The following is an 18,062-nucleotide window of genomic DNA, read 5'->3' as shown; positions in this document are numbered from 1 at the left end:
GGCCCAGTCGAGAAGAACAAGCGCTGGCAATTCTTTGGGGATTATCGGAGCCTCGTCATGTCGCTAAAAAACGCGACGCTTCATAAGAAGCGCCGCGTCTTCATGGTTTCGTCAAACGCATGGCGGTTAATAGCATTATTTATCCCATTTCCGAAACAGCGAATCCCAGCGCAGAGACTTCACATTGCCCTACCGAAGCGCCATCATCCGGGGTTATCCAAAAATCGAACGAGTCTCCCCATGATCGAGCGTCGTTACGGCGCCCTGGCCTTGTCGGCCTGCGGCCTGATTGTTCTTGTCTGTCTGGCCGCCACACATCGCCTGTCGTGGTGGTGGGCGGCGGCGCCGCTTGCGCTGTGCCTGTTGGGCGTGCGCGACATGACGCAGCAACGCCATGCCATCCTGCGCAACTACCCGATCTGGGGTCACGCACGCTTCTTCCTGGAGTTCATTCGCCCGGAAATCCGGCAGTACTTCATCGAGGACGACACCTCGGAGGCGCCCTTCTCGCGCGCGCAGCGCAGTCTGGTGTACCAGCGCGCCAAGAACGAAGTCGACAGCCGCCCGTTCGGCACGGAGTTCGACGTCAAGCGTCCCGGCTACGAATGGATCAGCCATTCGCTGGCGCCCACGCGCATCGCATCGGCCAATTTCCGCGTGACGGTGGGCGCCGACCGTGCGCAGCCCTATTCGATGTCAGTGTTCAACGTGTCCGCGATGAGCTTTGGCGCGCTGTCCGCGAATGCGATCCGCTCGCTCAATCGCGGCGCCAAAATCGGCGGCTTTGCGCATGACACCGGCGAGGGATCGATCTCGCCCTATCACCGCGCCGAGGGCGGCGACCTGATCTGGGAACTGGGGTCGGGATACTTCGGTTGCCGGCGCGCCGATGGCAGCTTCGATCCCGAACTGTTTGCGCGGCAGGCGGCCGACCCGCAGGTCAAGATGATCGAGGTGAAGTTGTCTCAGGGCGCCAAGCCCGGACACGGCGGCGTGCTGCCCGCGGCCAAGATCACGCCGGAAATCGCCGCCACGCGCGGTGTGCCGATGGGCGTCGATTGCGTTTCGCCCGCGGCGCACAGCGAATTCTCCACGCCGCTGGAATTGCTGCAGTTCGTCGATCGTCTGCGCAACCTGTCTGGCGGCAAGCCCACCGGTTTCAAGCTGTGCATCGGCCATCCGTGGGATTTCTTCGGCGTGGTCAAGGCCATGCTGGAATCGAACATCCTGCCGGACTTCATTGTCGTGGATGGCTCCGAGGGCGGCACCGGCGCGGCGCCGCTGGAGTTTGTCGACCACATCGGCGTGCCGCTACAGGAAGGCCTGCTGCTGGTGCATAACACGCTGGTCGGCGCAAATCTGCGCAGCAGGATCCGCATCGGTGCCAGCGGCAAGCTGATCAGTGCATTCGATATCGCACGCACACTGGCGATGGGCGCGGACTGGTGCAACGCCGCGCGCGGATTCATGTTCGCGCTGGGCTGCGTGCAGGCGCAGAAATGCCATACGGACCGCTGCCCGGTGGGCGTTGCCACACAGGATCCGGTTCGCCAGCGCGCCATCGTGGTGCCGGACAAGGCGGAACGCGTGGCCAATTTCCATCGCCACACCGTGCATGCGCTACAGGAATTGCTGCAGGCCGCCGGCCTGCATTCGCCGGCGGAACTGACGCCGCATCATATCGTCAGGCGCGTATCGCCGAGCGAGGTCAAGCCGATGTCCGAGTTGTTCGATTTCCTGCAGCCCGGCGATCTGGTCAACGGCAACCTGCGCTTCAGCCTGTGGGAGAAATACTGGCCGATGGCGCGGGCCGATCGCTTCGGCATGCCGGCCTGAGCGGCCGGCGCTCAGAATTCGCGCAGCAGCCAACCGCTGATGTACGCGAAATATTCGCGTAGCCACGCGTTATAGCGCAGATAAAGCGGTGTGGGCGCGGCGACGCCAGTTACGGCGGTCAATCCGGCCTTGCGTGCGATGCGCTCGGCGCGCATGACATGAAAATCGCTGGTCACCAACAGCAGCGGCGCATTGGCGTCGATGCCTTGAGCAGCCAGCAACTGGCGACTGAACCGCAGGTTCTCGTCGGTGCTGGTGCTGCGATCCTCGCGCACCAGCCGTTGCGGCGAGATCCCGCGCGCGACGAGATAGTCCGCCATCACGTCGGCTTCGCTGCAATGCAGGCCGAAGTCCTGACCGCCGCTGACGACGACCGGAATCGCGGGCATCCGCTGTGCCAGTGCGAGCGCCTTGTCCAGCCGCGCCGCCAGCGTGGGCGACGCCGTGCAATGCGGCGTGCCCGATCCAAGCACGACGATGGCCGCCGCACCGGTAGTGCGTTCGGCCGGCGCGTCGATGCGGCCGCCGATGAAACGGAAGAACAGCGCCACCGTCGCCAGCCAGACGGCAAAGCCAATCCAGCCCGCGCGCCACAGCCATTGCCTATGCGGCCGCGCGGCTCGCCAGCGCGCCAACGCGTGCCAGCGCCACGCCAGCCACAGCGCGGCCACGCCGATCAGCGCCGGCAGCACCACGCCGAAATTGAACAGCCCCAAGCCCATCAAGGCAATGGCGTCGCCAAGCAGCACCACGCCCAGCAACGCCATCGTCCACTGCCACCCTCTGAAGCCCATCGCCAACCTGTCCTCGCGAAATCAGTCAGGCGACGATGCTACAACCGATCGGCCATCAGGCAGCCAGAAACTTCAGCACCGCTTGCGTGAAACCGTCCACCTGCTGCAGGTTCGACAGATGCGCGGCGTACAGCTCCACGTACTGCGCACCGGGAATGGTGTCGGCCAGATAGCGTCCATCGGCGGGCGGCGTGGGAATATCGCCCGATCCGGCAATCACCAGCGTCGGCGTGACGATGCGCTGGATCTGCTCGCGCAGATCGGAATCGCGCACAGCAAGGCAATTGGCTGCATAGCCGCGCGCGTCGGTAGCACCGAGCATCGTGCGCAGGTGCTGCACCAGTTCCGGCTGCTGCGCGGCGAAATCGGGTGTCAGCCATTTGTCGACCACGGCAGCGGCAATCGATGCCACGCCATCGCGTTGCACGGCTGCGGCGCGGTTGGTCCAGTTTTCCGGCGGTCCAATATACGCGGCGGTATTGCACAGGATCAGCTTGTTGAGGCGATCCGCATGGTGCAGGCCCAGCCACATCCCGGTGATGCCGCCCATCGACAGGCCGCAGAAATGCACACGCGAAAGCTTCAGGTAATCGAGCAGCGCGATCACATCGCCGCCCAGTTGCGCGATGCTGTACGGCCCCTCGGTAACCGACGACTGACCATGGCCACGCGTGTCGTAACGCAGCACGCGATAGTGCTGCGTCAGCGCGGCAATCTGCGGCTGCCACATCTCGAAGCTGGTGCCCAGCGAATTGGACAGCATCAGCACCGGCAGACTTTCGTCGCCATCGAGCCGGTAATGCAGCGTGACGTCGGAAAGCTCGGCAAACGGCATGGCGATCCTCTCCTCAGTTCTGGGCGATTGCCGAGCCGTGCTGCGCCAGCGCGGTGACCTTCATTTCCATGTACGGATAAAGCGGCAGCGCAGTCAGCAGCGCATGCAGCTCGTCGGCGTCCTTGACATCGAAGATGCTGACGTTGGCGTACAGGCCGGCCACACGCCACAGATGACGCCACTTGCCCTCGCGTTGCAGCTGCTGCGAATACGCCTTTTCGTCAGCCTTGATCTTCTCTGCCACTTGCGGGTCGAGCGATTGGGGGATACGGACGGTCATTTCAACCATGAACAGCATGGCAGGCTCCTATTGGATCGTATGGATCGTGTGGATCGGGGGACGACGAAAACATCGGGACATCAGACGGTGGCCACCGGCGTGACCGGCGATCCCATCGCGCCGGGCAGGCGCAGCGGCGGCGCCGACAGAAAGAAGCGATGACGGCGCTCGGCACGCAGCCACGCCGCCAGGTCGCGCAGATACCAGAGCTCGCCCAACGGCAAACCCAGTTTGAAAAGGCAATGGTGATGCAACGGCAGCATTGGCACCGGGCCCTTGTCTGCCGCCACCGCGCGCGCCGGAAAGCGCTCCACGGCATAGTTGTCCGCCGCGATGGCTGCGATGCCCGAATCGGTGATCCATTGCAGCAGCCGCTCGTCGCGCCCGTCGAGCGCGCAGCAACTGTTGTGCAGCAGCTCGGCGTCCGGCTTGCCGGCCATCTCGACCAGCATTTCGGCAAACCCGGTGCGCAGCACGAGAACATCGCCGCTGCCGACCGACAGGCCGTCTGCATCGATGACACGCATCAGGTCGTCATAACCGACCGTGCGGCATTCACGGCCATAGTGCTCGGCCAGATCGACCAGCACGCCGCGGGCCTGGATGCCATGCGCGGCGAATGTCTCGATGCCGAGCGCGTCGGCGTGGCTGTGATCATGCCCGCACGGATGCGCCGCGAATGCATCGGCTTCCGCGTAGTCCACCGGGCCGACGATATCGGTGTTGGGGCGAAAGCCGTTGTAGTAGACGCGTTCGGCCACACCATCGCCGTCGGCGTCGAACAACGCGCCGACGTGCGCCAGGGAGTCCCATTGCGTCGAGTACTGCATCGACAGCAGTACCTGATCGTCGCTGAGCACATCGAGCGCGCGCGGATCGACCTTGGCCAGCGGAAAATTCACATAGGCCACGTCGTCTCGGAACGTCGGGCGCAACACCGGCGGATGGCGGCGCGGATTCAGCACGTTGCCGCCCGGCAAATCGAGCGGCAGCGACAGGCAGAACGTGCGGCCGGTGCGGATTTCCTGCGCGGCCGCGCGCACGCGCTCGGCGGTGATCAGATTGAGACGGCCTAGCTGGTCGTCATCGCCAAAGTCGCCCCAATTGGCGCCTTCGGGCCGTTGCTTCCATCGTTTCATGACTGCCGTCCGCGCTTCAGATGTGGCAAACGCCGTCCAGATAAGCCTTGCGCCAACGCACGATCTTCACCTGCGCAAACAGGTCGGCCGTATGGAACGGATCGCGCTCGATAAACGCCTGCGCGGCCTCGCGAGAATCGACGTCGACGATGTAGACGCCGCCGCCGCCATCCGTGCCGTCGTCGTTGAGCTTGGCGCCGCAGGCCAGCAGCAGCGCCTTGTTGGCCGCGAGGAAATCGAGATGCGCGGGCCGGTTGGCCTGGCGCACGTGCTGATGATCGGGCTTGTCGAACGTCTCGATGAAATACGGCATGCGAAAGTCTCCTTGTCAGTTGGCTGCGGTATGGCGGTACGACGCTACGTCAGTGCGTGAGCATGCCCCAGGCCAGCAGCGCCGCGATGTAGATCGCGCCTACCCAGAACATCATGATCACGGTGTAGCCCATCACGTCCTTGAGCTTGAGCCGGGACAGCGCCAGCGCCGGCAGGATCCAGAACGGCTGCACCAGGTCGTTCCAGGCATTGCCCAGCATCACCGACATCGACGTCTGCGCCACCGAACTGCCAATGGCCTTGGCCGCGTCGATCATGAACGGCCCCTGGATCACCCAGTGCCCGCCGCCCGACGGCGCGAAGAAGTTGATCACGAACGAGCTGACCAGCCCCCAGAACGGCAGCGTCTGGGGCGTGGCGATATCGACGAACACGCGCGAGATGGTATCGACCAGTCCCGAGCCCGCCATCACCGCCATGATGCCCGCATAGAACGGATACTGCAGGATGATGCCCGAAATCGTCTTGATGCCTTCGTTGAGCTTGGCAACGTAGTTGGCGGGCGTGCCCAGCAGCAGCACGCCGATAAACAGGATCAGGAAATTGATCAGGTTCAGGTCCAGGGTGCCGCCCTGCGTGAAGTACAGCACCGCGTACGCCATGCCGCACAGGCCGATCAGCAGGCTCAGTACGCGGCTGTTGTTCATGCGAGCGGCCAGCGTGTTTTCGATGCCCATGCTATGGCCGCCTGCCGCGGGACCGTCTTCGGCGATATTTTCCTGGCGGATTTCCACCACGTCGCGGGTATCGCGCGGGTGCAGCATCGCATTGAGCAGCGGCAGCGTGACGATCACGGCGAGACTGGTCAGCAGCATCGGCGTCGAGAAGATCGTGTCCTTCAGCGCGATCACGCCCATCAGCTTTTCCATCGGATGGCCCGGCGTGGAGATCAGCACCGGAATACTGGCCGACAGACCCAGTCCGTACATCGTGAAGCCGCTGTACGCCGATGCGATGATCAGCGGGTAATGCACGCCCTTGACCTTGAGCGCCAGCTTGCGCGCGATGATGCCGCCGATCACGAGACCGAAGCCCCAGTTCAGATAGCTGCCGATACCTCCCACCAGTGTGGCGACGATGATGGCGCCGCGCGGCGTCTGCACGCGCGCCACGATGCTGTCGAGGAATCGGTCCACCAGCGGCGCAGTGGCGAGCACATAGCCCATCGCCAGGATCACGGCCATCTGGGTGGTGAACGAAAGCAGGTTCCAGAACCCCTTGCCCCAGTTCATGATGACCGCGCTGGCGCCCTGGCCTTCCACCAGCATAGCCATCACCATGCTCAACAACGTGAGGCCGATGGCAAATACAAAGGGGTCCGGCAAATACCGGCGCATCAGTTCCGTAAAGAACCCGGCGACCTTGTTCAAGGCGTGTCTCCTAAATTCGAAATGACCGCATATCGAACCCGCGTTCTATATGCGAACGTCTTCTATACAAGGTCGGCAGCGTAAGACTTCGCAGGACGCAATGTCAAGGTGATAAATCGCCGCATTAAGCTCATTGAAAGCAATGATTCGATGTTGCGATGCAGCGCAACACAGGCAACGCGCGCATGAAAAAAGCCCCGAAAACTTCGGGGCTGGGGGATTTTGCGATGCACCAATCGTTATGAAAGTGGCGTCAACGCATAGCCGGTATCCGCACAGAACAGAGCGCGTTGAAAGGTTTGGCCGATGAGCGACTGGGGTGGAAGCGGTGCAATCGGCGTGCTGGCAGCGTGTGGCATCGTCATTCGGATCGCGATGTCCGCACGCGCAGCCGGTTGTCGACGTCCTTCACGCCGGCGACATGGTCTGCAATCTCCTCGATGCGCAACTTCTGGTTACGGTCGCACGCCTCGCCGGTCAGGGTGACCACGCCGCCCGCCACGTTCACCTCTACCTCGCGCAGGTCCAGACGCACGTCGTCGGCCAGGCGCTCGCAGACGTCGTCGCAGATGCGCGGGTCCGCACGTTCGTATCCCTTGGGCCAGACCGGCCGGGATCGATATGGCGCATCGTCGTAACCCCGGTCGGATTCGCGCGGCACGCTCGCCGGTCGGCCTCCAAAGCTGGGCCGATGACGCAGCGCGCCGTCCTCGTGCCGATCCTGCCAGTTGACGTCCGCTGCGCGATGCCAGCCAGCGCGGCCCGGCGCAGTGCGCAGGCCACCGTCCTCGGCGATGCCGTAGGCGGCTGGCGACACGCGCGCATGCGCGTCGGGATGGCCGACCCGCTCGCGCCGCGTGTCCACCCACGGGCGCGGGTAAGATTCGGGACCACCGAAATCCTCCGTCTGGTCATGAACGGCGAAATCGCTGCCTTCGTTGCGCACGCCGGGGCGGAACCATCGATTGTGTTTGGACATGGCGTTCTCCAGTATTCGATGGCATCGATCGCGGATTTTTCGATGCCTACTGTCGCCAGCCGCACGCAAATTCCATTCCTCGCCAGATGCGACGCTGACGGCACCTGAGGCACCTGGCCCGGCCCGCGCCGCATGTAGGTTCGATTCGTCGTGGAAGATTTACTGGCGGGGCGGCAGCGGCACATCGCAACCACCACCTCGCACCGCACTCTGCTTCAACGCCATGGCCGATGCGAGCCGCCATCGCGCCCATCCCTTCTATCGCGCCCTCAGCCGCCTGACCGCCCAGTCGCCCGCGCCCTGCACACCAGTTACCAGCGCAATCAGGATCACGATCACGATGGCCATGGTGGTCGTGTCGAAGCGCTGGTAGCCGTAGCGGATCGCCAGGTCGCCCAGTCCGCCCGCGCCAACCGCGCCGGCGATGGCCGATGCGCCGATCAGCGACACGACCGTGATCGTGAAGCCGCCGATGATGCTGGGCAGCGCTTCGGGCAACAGCACATGCCAGAGAATATGCCGCCGCTCGCAGCCCATTGCCTGCGCCGCTTCCACCAGTCCCCGATCGACCTCGCGCAGGCTCACTTCGGCGATACGCGCAAAGAACGGCGTGGCGCTGATCGCCAGCGGCACCACGGCAGCCCACACGCCGATCGTGACGCCCACCACCAGCCGCGTAAACGGCAGCAGGGCCACCAGCAGCACGATGAACGGCGTGGCCCGGAAACCGTTCACCACCGCGCCGATTACCCGATGCAGACGCGGCGCGGGCCGTAGGCCATCCGGTGCCGTCACGATCAGCAGCAGCGCCAGCGGCAGCCCGGCCAGCACGGCAAACGTGGCGGACGCCGTCACCATGATCAGCGTATCGAGCAGCGCCAGCCACAATCGCTCAAGCGGCATCGCAGACATAGCCGAGCTCCGTAATGTGAGCATCCGGCACAGCCGGAAGCGCGGGGGCGCCTTCGCGCGACACCGGGACCGCCACGCGTAATGACCCGAGGGTATGGCCCTGGATGCGGTCGATGCCGCCCTGCAGCAGCCGGACGCCAGCGCCCAGCCCATGCAACAGCGCGGCCAGATCTGGAGCGCGGTGCGCGCCGGTCATGCGCAGTTCCAGTACGCGATGCCAGTTGCCGGGACCTTGCGGCGTCGCGTGGAGTGTCAGGTCGTCGGGCGAGCGCGCCGCCATGGGCGCCAGCAGCGCGCGCGTGGCATCGTGGCGCGGATCGCCGAACACCTGCCAGACCGGGCCGCATTCGGCGACGGCGCCCGTTTCAAGTACCAGCACCGTATCGCAGATCTCGCGGATCACGCGCATCTCGTGGGTGATCAGCACGATGGTGATGCGCAGGCGCGCGTGGATATCGCGCAGCAATTGCAGAATGGCATGCGTGGTTTCCGGATCCAGCGCCGAAGTGGCTTCGTCGCACAGCAGGATGGCGGGCCGGTGCACCAGGGCCCGCGCAATCCCCACGCGCTGCTTCTGCCCACCGGACAGTCGGCCCGGATAGCTGTGCGCCTTGTGTTCCAGCCCAACCAACTGCAGCGCCTCTGTCACGCGCTCGTCGATCTGCGCGCGCGGCACCCCTGCCACCTTGAGCGGCAGCGCCACGTTGTCCCATACGGTTCGCGCCGACAGCAGGTTGAAGTGCTGAAAGATCATGCCGATGCGTCGCCGCAAGGCCACCAGATCCTTGCCGGCCAGCGTGGCGACGTCGACGCCATCGACAAGCACCCGACCCTGCGTCGGCGTCTCCAGGCCATTGATGGTGCGTAGCAGGCTCGATTTGCCGGCCCCGCTGCGGCCAATGATGCCGAAGATGGCCCCCGCCGGAATATCGAGGTCGATATCGCGCAGCGCGTGCACCGGGCCGGCCGCGCTGGAGTACGTCTTGCCCAACTGTTCGAAACGGATGGCGCCGGCGTGCGCTTGCGCCGTGGCCCTCGCGTGCGCCGCAGCGCGGGCTGGCGCGCGCGCGGCGGCGGGTGCAGCGGCCCCATCCCGCCGCAACCATGCCGGGGCGCCAAACACGGCGTCGTTCTGCTTCATTTGGTCCACGGCAGGCTGTAAAGCTTGTCGTTATTGGCAAACGAGGCGCTCAGCTGTTTGCGCACAGCCGGCGATTGTTGATAGATGCGGACGAACTGCGCCACGCGCGCGTCGTTGGCATTGTTCTCCCGCGTCACAAAGCGAATCGCAAAATAGCTGTCGTCCAAGCCGGAATACAACAAGCCGGCCCCGGCGATCTGCGGCTTGCCCGCGTTGACGAAGTGCGCCGGATAGCCTTGCGCCAGATCCACATCGTCCAGCGCCCGCACCAGTTGCGGCCCTTCCACCTCCACGAAGCGGAGCTTCTTGGGATTGGCGACGATATCGTTGACGCTGCCGCGCGCACCCACGCCATCGCGCAACCGGATCAGCCCAGCCTTCTGCAATAGCAACAGCCCACGCCCCTGATTGACGGGGTCATTGGCGACACCGACGCGCGCGCCTTCCTTCAAGTCCTCGAACCGCTTGATCCGCGCCGAATACAGTCCGATATTGGGCAGCACGCCCACCGCAACGCTGCGAAACCGGTAGCCGCGCTCCTTCACGGCGTTGTCGAGAAACGCCTGGTGCTGGAAGTAGTTCAGGTCCAGATCGCCGGCGGCCAGCGCCACGTTAGGCGTGGTCCAGTCGGTGAATTCCACCACCTTGACGTCGAGCCCCTGCCTGCGGGCCTCGTCGGCCGCCACTTGCACGGAATCGGCCAGCGAGCCCGGCGTGACACCGATCGTCAGCGGCGCGGCGTGCGCGGCGCCCATGGTCAGCGTGGCCAGCCACGCAATCAGGAAACCCTTCTTGAGCATGATGAGCGAATCGATGGTTGCAGAGCGCCCATTCCAGCATGGCGGCGTAGCCATCGCTACGAACGATTCCGAGCATGCTTAGTCGGGTTGGCGCGTATATCGATAGGCGCGGGCGCGCATTAGAATGGCTGGCCCTCGCTCCCAATGCCCCGCCGCCCATGATTCCATCCGTCTTTGCGCTGCACAGTCGCCTGAAGATGCAACACCTGCGCCTGCTGGTGGCCATCGAAGAGCGTGGATCGCTGCGCCAGGCCGCCGACGCGCTGACGCTGTCGCAGCCGGCCGTGAGCAAGATGCTGCAGGACATGGAAGACCTGCTTGGCGTGGCCCTGTTCGAGCGGCACGCGCGCGGCCTGCGCGCCACGCGCTTCGGCGCAGCCGCCACGCGTTATGCCAAGCTGGTTTTTTCCGACATGGCGGGGCTGCGCGACGAACTGGTGGCGCTGGAATCGGGCAAGACCGGCCGTGTGCGCGTGGGCGCGGTGATGGCCCCCACGCCGGGCCTGCTGGCCGGCGTGATCCGCCGCCTGAACCGCGACCACCCGCAGCTCGAAATATCCGTGCAGGTGGACACCAGCGACGTATTGATGCCACTGCTGGAGCGCGACCAGCTCGACATCGTGCTGGGCCGTGTGCCCGAAGGGTGGGACAGCGCGAGCGTCGATTTCGAGCAGCTCGGCGACGAAGGCCTGGCGATCGTGGTCGGCCCGCAGCACCCGCTGGCCCGCAAACGCAAGCCACAGTTTGCCGAACTGACGCGTTACCCGTGGATCATGCAACCACGTCCAAGCCCGATGCGCGCGCTGCTGGACCGCTCATTCGAAGACGCGGGCGTGGCGCCTCCGCCATCGACGATCGAAACCGCCGCAGTGCTGATGACCACCTCGCTGCTGATCGACAGCGAATTGATCGCCGTGCTGCCCGAATCGGTGGCGCACTATTACGCACAACTGGGCGCATTGACGGTGCTGCCGCTGCCCCTGCCGATCAAGCTTGGACCGTTCGGCATCATCACGCGGCGCGGCCGGCCGGTCACTGCATCGATGAGCTTGCTGGTTGATACGCTGCGGAATAGCGCGGGTTGATCGGAGTGGCGTGGTCGGCCGTTTCGCCGTCGCTTGGTGGCACTGGCGCGCTTTCGGGCGACGCGACCGCGACCAATTGGCGTGGCAGCAAATATCCGCCACCATCGATTCGGATAAAACCGGCGCGCGAATCATGCACATACCGATCGAAGAATCGGATCAGATTCGCGGACAGTTCGGGTGGATTCAACCACGCCTTCCAGTACGCCAGTTCATCTTCGGAGAGCGGCTCGTTTGTCACGCGTCGCCCGCCCGCAGTCTCGATCGTGCGCAGGTATTCGCTGCGGTCGGTGTTCCAGAGCCGGGTCAGATAGGAACGCCAGTTCATCGTATCGGCCTCGACCTTCAGGCGTCCGTGGTACTGCTGGATTCTTTGCAGTGCTTCCTGGATTTCGGGATCCGTCGAACACATGTTCTCGTACAGATCGCACGGCGCGTGGCCAAAGCGCACCTTCAGCCAGCCATAAAAAAGACGCATGTGCCGAAAGACCTGATCCTCGATCCCGCTGCATCGGCCAATCGTGGCCATGTATTCATCGAACAACGATTTGAGCTCTTCGTCGTATTCGAAGAGCTCGGCGGTTGTTTTCGCCAACTCCGTGGGCGGTGTGAATGGCACCCCGCACATGACCGCCTCCAGCCGCATGCGATTCAACGCGAGGCGGCCGAGCAGATCAGATCGACCCTGCTCATTGGGACGATAACCGCCGCCAATATCCGAGTGCACGCCTGGAAAAACCAGCTCCTCGCAGCTTGCGGCCGTGTCGCCCACCGGCGTCAGCGGGAAACAGGCACGCAGTTCGTGGCCCGAGACAATATGGCAGCAGCGCTCGACCTGTTCGGGAATATGCACAAGCATGTCGCTCAGGTTATGCGCTGGCAGGCCGACCGATTCCACCGTGTCGAACAGCCCGAGAAAGCGGATATGCAGCGGCGCGGACTCTCCGTCCAGTGCGGTCCCACACGGCCAGTGCGGCACACCATCCTTCATCGTGCATTTGGCAAGCAGCCGGTTGACGAACGCGCGCGCCAACGTCGCACCGCGCGAGAAACCGAATACGGCGATGTCGATGCGGGTGACTCGGTGGTTGGCGGTCAAAGCAAGACTCATGTTCTCCTCAGCTTTTGATAAGCGTACATCCCAGCCCAGACCAGCACCGCCGCCAAGCACCTCGCTGTCGCGCAGCCTTTCCCACCAGGTCGGATTGCTCGCATTGAGCGGCGTGCCGACGCCGGGGTAGTAGAAGTCGTTGATAAGCGGATCTTCGCTCTTCTTCACATGCCCCAGGTAGAGGCGAGCGACGTTGGACAATTTGTTCAGTGGCTCATCAAGATCACGATTATTTCCAGTGCCGTCAAAAAAGAAGCTGAACCAAGGTTGTTCTTCGCAGGTCGCGCATACCTCGAAGTCTCCGCCGTATAGTCCGATCATGGTTTCAACCGTCCGTGCAAACGACTCGTGGGAGTCTGTGAACCAGTCCTGCATCCTCATTCCCCTTTTTGACGCATCACGCGTTGACCTGAAAACAGCTTGTCGACGCGTGGGTTTCTGGGGTCCAGATCGACTGATGGCACAAGCTCAACTTCCACTTCATGACAGGGAAAGAATCGCACCAATGCATAGCTATGTGTCTTCGTCTCTTTTGGCATGGTCCCGCTCACCACTACATCCCGGCTATACGTCCTCCACTGCGCCCTTTCTTCTCGACGCCCACCCACACGCCAGACAACCTTGACGGTCTGACCCACGCCCGGCATCAAGCCGCAGCAGATGTTCCCCGTCGTTCCGCCTTTCGAAAATTCGTTAAGGAGGACACTTCCGACTCCCGTATCCCTGCCGTCTTCCGCGTAAATCCACAAGTCATAGATGAAGTCCTCTGTATAGTTCGCAGCCCACGCCGACGCCTCCACCCACCCGCGAGGTTGCCCGATGGCACATCCACCCAACATCACCAACCAAACCGCCACTACGATCGCCTTGATAAATCCCGTCATGCTTCTCCTTTTCTTGTGTAATTGACCCCAGAGTCGTGGGAGTCTGTGAACCAATCCTCCATATTTATTCTCCTTTTTGACGCATCACGCGCGGACCTGTAAAGAACAGCTTGTCGACACGTGGATATCTCGCGCCGCGGGGATCGTCTCCCGGAATAAATTCGGCCTCCACCTCATGATCTGGGAAAAATCTCACGATCAGATAGCTGTGCCGGCTTGCGTTCCTCGAGACTTGTCCCGTGACAACGACGACCCGTTCATACGTTCTCCACTGCGACTTGTCCTCCTTACGCCCGCCCACACGCCAGACCACCTTGACGGTCTGACCCACGCCCGGCATCAAGCCACAGCACTCCTGCCCCGTGGTTCCCCCACGGGAGAACTCCCGAACCAGAGCCCCGGTCACTCCAGTGCGCTTTCCGTCGACCGTTAGAACCGAGAAGTCATAGATAAAGTCCTCTGTATAGTTCGCGGCCCACGCCGACGCCTCCACCCACCCGCGAGCTTGCCCGATGGCACACCCGCCAAGAGTCGCCAGCAACAGCGCCACTGCGATGGCCTTGATAAATCCCGTCATGCCTCTCCTTTCTTCGCGTGATTGAGATCGTCCTTTCCCTTGTGCATGACAACGGCTTGTCCGAACTTTCCGAGGTAAATTTCCAGCACGCCGGATTTTTCGTCATTGGGAAGCTCGCCCTTGACAACAAGCTCCCGCCGATGCGGCGTACACATGGAGCGTCCCGACCCATATGCCGTGGACTCGTCCCACCTCAGGATCAGCTTGTCGCCAGGAAGCGGCGACAGCACGGCATCTTTATCGAGCGTGGACTCGCGATATGGGCTGCCTTCGATGCTGCCAAGGAACTGGCGTTGGGCGTGCATGGGTAGGTCAATAACCAGGCCGTAAATCGTTCCACCTGTGTCATTGACGATGCGAGCGCGCAGTCGGACGTGTCCGGCTTTCTTCATTGCGGCTTGTCGGGCGCATATCTCGCTAGCCTCGACACGCTGCCGCGCAGTGGCAGCGAGTTCGCTCCAGACCTCATGGTGAACATCGCGGTACGCCTTCTCCAGCGGCTGACTCCTCGCCGCCGCATCGGTCAGCAGCGCCTGAAGGCGCGGATGCTTGTCGTAGTCCACCTTGAAGCGCAAACCGTAGACCACAAACGTCTGCACATCCTGCTTTCCGGCCAAGCCGTAATTGAGCGCCCGGTCGACCAGTGGCTCAATTTCCGCCAACTGCTCGTTGTGGGAAGGTATGCCTGTCAGATTCAACCGGGTTTTCCGCACCCATGCATGTACCTGTGCGGGCATGGCTGCGCGCTGCAACGCAGTCACCACGTCGGCGGGAACAGGAAGCGCCTCCCATGGCGTCGGGATCGGCAGGCTATCGCCCGCCAACTCCACCAATGAACGGTGCCGATCGAGCATCCACCAGGCGTGAATGGGGCCGAACATATAGCGGCGTGTTGCCTCGGGCAGCCGTTCATGCAGGACCCTCAGATGAGATGGTTGATAGAAGAAAAACCAAGCATCTTCGTCGTCCGGACCCAGACGCGCATGCAGCAGCGTTTGTAGGTGTTCCACCAGCCCGGCCATCTGATGTGGCGACCATATCCACGTCACATGCGATGTATTGCGGGTGCTGAGGCCCAGCAGATTTACAAACGCATCCGCGGCAGTCGGCGCGTGCGCAGAAAAACTTGAGACGGTCAGCATGCCGGTGCTGCGCAGGTCCGGCATCGCCAGCAGCACCGGCCCCGTCGCCTCAAGCCCCTCCAGACCCGAGCCGGCATAAAGCGGCATGCGTTGCAGCGGCGCTAGCCACCGAGATCGGTCCGGGACCTCGTACCAACGCAGAGCAACCGGATCAACCAACGCATACAGGTTCGCCGGTGTGTCGGCAGCGACAAGATCTCGATGCTTGGCGCGGAAGCGTTCCAACATCGCATTTTCGTAGTCCAGGTACTTCATCAGAGTTCCAGCTTTGCAAACGGGGTTCCGGAACGGCTCTCACGTAATGCACATTGCGCGGCTTGCGGCTTTGGCAGTACGGGCAGCGTGGCCAGCCTCTCGGACGCTGGGCCCTGCTTGCTCCAGGCGATGCATTTCTGGTAGATGTCGCCGGGCGTACCGCTCTCGATGCGCCCCGGTGTAATGCGAATGTACGAGCCGCCCGCGCCGATCCAGACTTCTTTCGCCGCCGACAACACCAGCTTGCCGTCCTCGCTGCTGATCGTGACGTCCTTCAGTGCGGTCAACGCCATCGCATCGCCCTGTGCCTGTATTTCCACCTTGCCTCTGCTCGCGAATAGTTTCATGCCGAGCTTTTGCGTGAAGAGTGAAATCCCATTGCCCGCGGCAACTGCAAACTTGCGCAATACACCGATGTCGGCATCGCCGCGCGCCGTTGCCATGAGATTGTTTGCGGCGCTCAATTGCAAATCCGCACCGGAAGCCAGCGCCATGCCCGCGGGTGCGCTCGCCAGCAGGCCAGACGCCTTGAGTTGCTTCAACGTGTCGGACAGGAGCGCTTTTTGCCGTGCGCAGTCGGCAGCCAGCGCGTTGGCGGCCTTGGCGGATCTCGACAGCGTCTCCGCTTGCTCGAGCGCCTCTTGGAGCAGCTTCAGGGCGGCATCCATGTGCAACTGATGACCTGCCGCGCCGGGCTGATCATCCGCACTCAAAAACAGCCCCTTCCCGCCGCGAATCGCGCCCCAGCCAGATGTGCGCAGCTCGAACCCATCGCCGCGCTTCTTCTTGGTATGGTCGACCAGGTAGCCAAGATTCAATTGCGTCGTGCCATATTCGGTAGACAGCTTGATGCCTTCCTGGCCTTCCCAGTCCTCCATGCGCAGCTTGTTGTTGCTTTGCGTGCGGATGACGTTGCGCGACAGCCATCGGTCCCGGTTTGTGATCGGGTCCGGGTGGCGACTGTTGTGCTGCACGTGCGCGATGTACGGCTTGTTCGGATTGCCGTCGCGGAACGCCACGTCGACGTATGTGCCGTCAATCAGCGGGAAGTGGAAGCCGGTCTGCCTTGCGCCGGCGAACGGCTTGGCGAATGCCAGCGGCACACTCTCCGCGCCCTTCGGCCATGTGTCGAAATCGAAATCGAAGCGGACGATGTAACGACCGTCCTGCGTCAGGTACGCATACTTGTATTGGCCTGGCGACGTGATGCGCGCGCTCAGCGTCCCTCCGATGCGCGGCCATTTCTCCTCATCGATCGGCAGGCGGAAACGGCGGTCGCACGGGATGGCCTTGTATGTGTTGCGATAGGCCGCATCGCGCGCGCCGGTGTGGAACACTTCGGTGATCGTCTGCCCGTGCGGCGCATCGGGCAACGGCTGGTCCATGCGCAGGATGCGCGCCGGGCACAGCGCCAGCACGTTGGTTTGCCCGGTGTAGACAAGTTGCCCCGCAAACGTGGCCTCATGGCGCAACTGCGCCTCCCATTTGGCTTCGTCGAAATCCAGCGCGTGCGCGCCGTAGACATACGATTCGCCATAGCTGGTTTTCTCGGTGCGCGCGACGTTGGCCTCGCCGGTTACGCGCTCCCACGCCTTGTCGGGATTGAAATCCGCCACGCGGAACGATCCGGGCATGGTCCGCGCGTGCGTCTCCAGCGCGAAGATCGCCTCCCTTCCCGATTCCAGCCCCGCTGCCTCCCGGTATGGCACGCGCAATTCCGGCAGGTAAATGTAGTGATCGATGTCGTCGCCAAAGACGATCAACTCGCCAAATTTTCCAGGCGTGAAAAAGCAGTAAATGCCCGATTGCTCCATCAGCAGACGGATGTAGTCCCAATCGGACGTCTGGTGCTGCATGCGGAATGCCAGTTGCGGATATTTGCGCCGCAGGCGGAATTCGAACTGGTGGCCTCTCAGCTCATGCCGTCGCAGGATCGCTTCGATGATTTCCGGGACGGTGCAGCGCTGGTAGATGCGGCTGGCCTGCGTCAATCGCAGCCGCGCGACCAGTGGCTCGATGACGATTTCATAACCGCAGAAATCCCGGGTCTTGCGGGTCTGCGAGAAGCGGGTGATGCAGCCGGCAAAGCGGCGGGGTTCGGATCCATCGGAAGGATCGATCAGGAACGCGGCTTGCCGCCCCAGATAGTCGGCTCGATCGAGCGTCAGCGGATGCGTCAGTCGCACCGTCACGACATAGGGCTCGCCTAGCCGCTCCACGGCCTCGAACGACACCACCGACAGTGCCTCGGCGCTGGCTGTGCCGGGGACCTTCAGAAAATATGCCTGATGCCTCGACAGTCCCGCTCGCACGGCATCGTTGAAATCGCTGAGATCCTTCCCTAGATCCGTCATGCGCTGGCTCCGTTGTGGATGTGGTCGCGCGAAACGCATTGGATATTCCTTCTTCAAATCCAATGCTTCGCGCGCCAAACCTTAGAGCCTTTTTCATCGATGCAAACTGCGCACTTACGAGATTTTGTTAGTCATCAATTTTTAATTAAAATAATCAAACATTTATGCCGGCATTATTATTTCCAGCATCCGGTTTTTGCGCCACGCCCACGCGCCCTTCACCCACAACGCCCCA

At 62.9% G+C, this 18,062-nt stretch carries 17 protein-coding genes; 2 read left to right on the top strand and 15 right to left on the bottom strand.

Annotated elements, in window-relative coordinates:
- The first annotated feature begins 240 nt into the window (after positions 1–240).
- On the top strand, positions 241–1,836 hold the full coding sequence (locus AC1RKI_RS08210; protein WP_492796073.1) for an FMN-binding glutamate synthase family protein: 1,596 nt from the start codon (positions 241–243) through the stop codon (positions 1,834–1,836).
- 11 nt (positions 1,837–1,847) lie between these two features.
- On the opposite strand, the gene AC1RKI_RS08205 is transcribed toward AC1RKI_RS08210, so the two are convergent.
- The 10 genes from AC1RKI_RS08205 to AC1RKI_RS08160 form a co-directional block, all read right to left on the bottom strand.
- Positions 1,848–2,630 carry an ElyC/SanA/YdcF family protein gene (locus AC1RKI_RS08205; protein WP_492796075.1) on the bottom strand — a complete coding sequence of 261 codons (783 nt, stop codon included), beginning with the start codon at positions 2,628–2,630 and terminating at the stop codon, positions 1,848–1,850.
- Positions 2,631–2,685: 55 nt separating this feature from the next.
- Entirely contained in the window at positions 2,686–3,465 is a 780-nt protein-coding gene (gene pcaD / locus AC1RKI_RS08200; RefSeq protein WP_150980662.1) for a 3-oxoadipate enol-lactonase, read from the bottom strand.
- A 13-nt stretch (positions 3,466–3,478) separates the two neighbouring features.
- On the bottom strand, positions 3,479–3,763 hold the full coding sequence (catC, locus tag AC1RKI_RS08195) for a muconolactone Delta-isomerase (RefSeq protein ID WP_061954032.1): 285 nt from the start codon (positions 3,761–3,763) through the stop codon (positions 3,479–3,481).
- A 62-nt stretch (positions 3,764–3,825) separates the two neighbouring features.
- Positions 3,826–4,884, bottom strand: a complete 1,059-nt coding sequence (locus AC1RKI_RS08190) for a cyclase family protein (protein WP_227460983.1) — start codon at positions 4,882–4,884, stop codon at positions 3,826–3,828.
- A gap of 16 nt (positions 4,885–4,900) precedes the next feature.
- Positions 4,901–5,197 (bottom strand): YciI family protein, encoded by a 297-nt coding sequence (locus AC1RKI_RS08185; protein ID WP_061954028.1) that lies wholly within the window; start codon positions 5,195–5,197, stop codon positions 4,901–4,903.
- A 49-nt stretch (positions 5,198–5,246) separates the two neighbouring features.
- Complete coding sequence (locus AC1RKI_RS08180; RefSeq protein WP_492796078.1) at positions 5,247–6,587, bottom strand: short-chain fatty acid transporter; 1,341 nt, start codon at positions 6,585–6,587, stop codon at positions 5,247–5,249.
- A gap of 361 nt (positions 6,588–6,948) precedes the next feature.
- Complete coding sequence (locus tag AC1RKI_RS08175; protein WP_492796080.1) at positions 6,949–7,566, bottom strand: BON domain-containing protein; 618 nt, start codon at positions 7,564–7,566, stop codon at positions 6,949–6,951.
- A gap of 258 nt (positions 7,567–7,824) precedes the next feature.
- A complete protein-coding gene (locus tag AC1RKI_RS08170; RefSeq protein ID WP_227460981.1) occupies positions 7,825–8,478 on the bottom strand; it encodes a methionine ABC transporter permease in 654 nt (217 codons plus the stop codon).
- A complete protein-coding gene (locus tag AC1RKI_RS08165; protein ID WP_492796082.1) occupies positions 8,459–9,619 on the bottom strand; it encodes a methionine ABC transporter ATP-binding protein in 1,161 nt (386 codons plus the stop codon). Before AC1RKI_RS08165 ends, AC1RKI_RS08170 begins: the two co-directional genes overlap by 20 nt.
- Entirely contained in the window at positions 9,616–10,419 is an 804-nt protein-coding gene (locus AC1RKI_RS08160) for a MetQ/NlpA family ABC transporter substrate-binding protein (protein ID WP_150980774.1), read from the bottom strand. Before AC1RKI_RS08160 ends, AC1RKI_RS08165 begins: the two co-directional genes overlap by 4 nt.
- Before the next feature lie 158 nt (positions 10,420–10,577).
- Between AC1RKI_RS08160 and AC1RKI_RS08155 the strand changes: the two genes are divergently transcribed.
- Positions 10,578–11,504 (top strand): LysR family transcriptional regulator, encoded by a 927-nt coding sequence (locus AC1RKI_RS08155; protein ID WP_492796085.1) that lies wholly within the window; start codon positions 10,578–10,580, stop codon positions 11,502–11,504.
- Here AC1RKI_RS08155 and AC1RKI_RS08150 read toward each other — a convergent pair.
- The 5 genes from AC1RKI_RS08150 to AC1RKI_RS08130 all read right to left on the bottom strand — a co-directional run bounded on the left by AC1RKI_RS08150 (position 11,452) and on the right by AC1RKI_RS08130 (position 17,827).
- The gene (locus AC1RKI_RS08150) at positions 11,452–12,990 is read right to left on the bottom strand and encodes a T6SS phospholipase effector Tle1-like catalytic domain-containing protein (RefSeq protein WP_492796087.1); all 1,539 of its coding nucleotides are present in this window, start codon (positions 12,988–12,990) and stop codon (positions 11,452–11,454) included. The two genes, AC1RKI_RS08155 and AC1RKI_RS08150, sit on opposite strands and share 53 nt — an antisense overlap.
- A gap of 2 nt (positions 12,991–12,992) precedes the next feature.
- Entirely contained in the window at positions 12,993–13,499 is a 507-nt protein-coding gene (locus tag AC1RKI_RS08145) for a DUF3304 domain-containing protein (RefSeq protein ID WP_244787950.1), read from the bottom strand.
- A 64-nt stretch (positions 13,500–13,563) separates the two neighbouring features.
- Complete coding sequence (locus AC1RKI_RS08140; protein WP_492796089.1) at positions 13,564–14,076, bottom strand: DUF3304 domain-containing protein; 513 nt, start codon at positions 14,074–14,076, stop codon at positions 13,564–13,566.
- The gene (locus AC1RKI_RS08135) at positions 14,073–15,473 is read right to left on the bottom strand and encodes a DUF4123 domain-containing protein (protein WP_492796091.1); all 1,401 of its coding nucleotides are present in this window, start codon (positions 15,471–15,473) and stop codon (positions 14,073–14,075) included. Before AC1RKI_RS08135 ends, AC1RKI_RS08140 begins: the two co-directional genes overlap by 4 nt.
- On the bottom strand, positions 15,473–17,827 hold the full coding sequence (locus tag AC1RKI_RS08130) for a type VI secretion system Vgr family protein (RefSeq protein WP_492796093.1): 2,355 nt from the start codon (positions 17,825–17,827) through the stop codon (positions 15,473–15,475). Before AC1RKI_RS08130 ends, AC1RKI_RS08135 begins: the two co-directional genes overlap by 1 nt.
- Positions 17,828–18,062: the final 235 nt, after the last annotated feature.

The organism is Cupriavidus sp. GW822-FHT06G04 (genome assembly GCF_058799075.1).
Note: the sequence above shows the minus strand (reverse complement) of the source record. Positions and strands in the feature narration are given on the sequence as shown.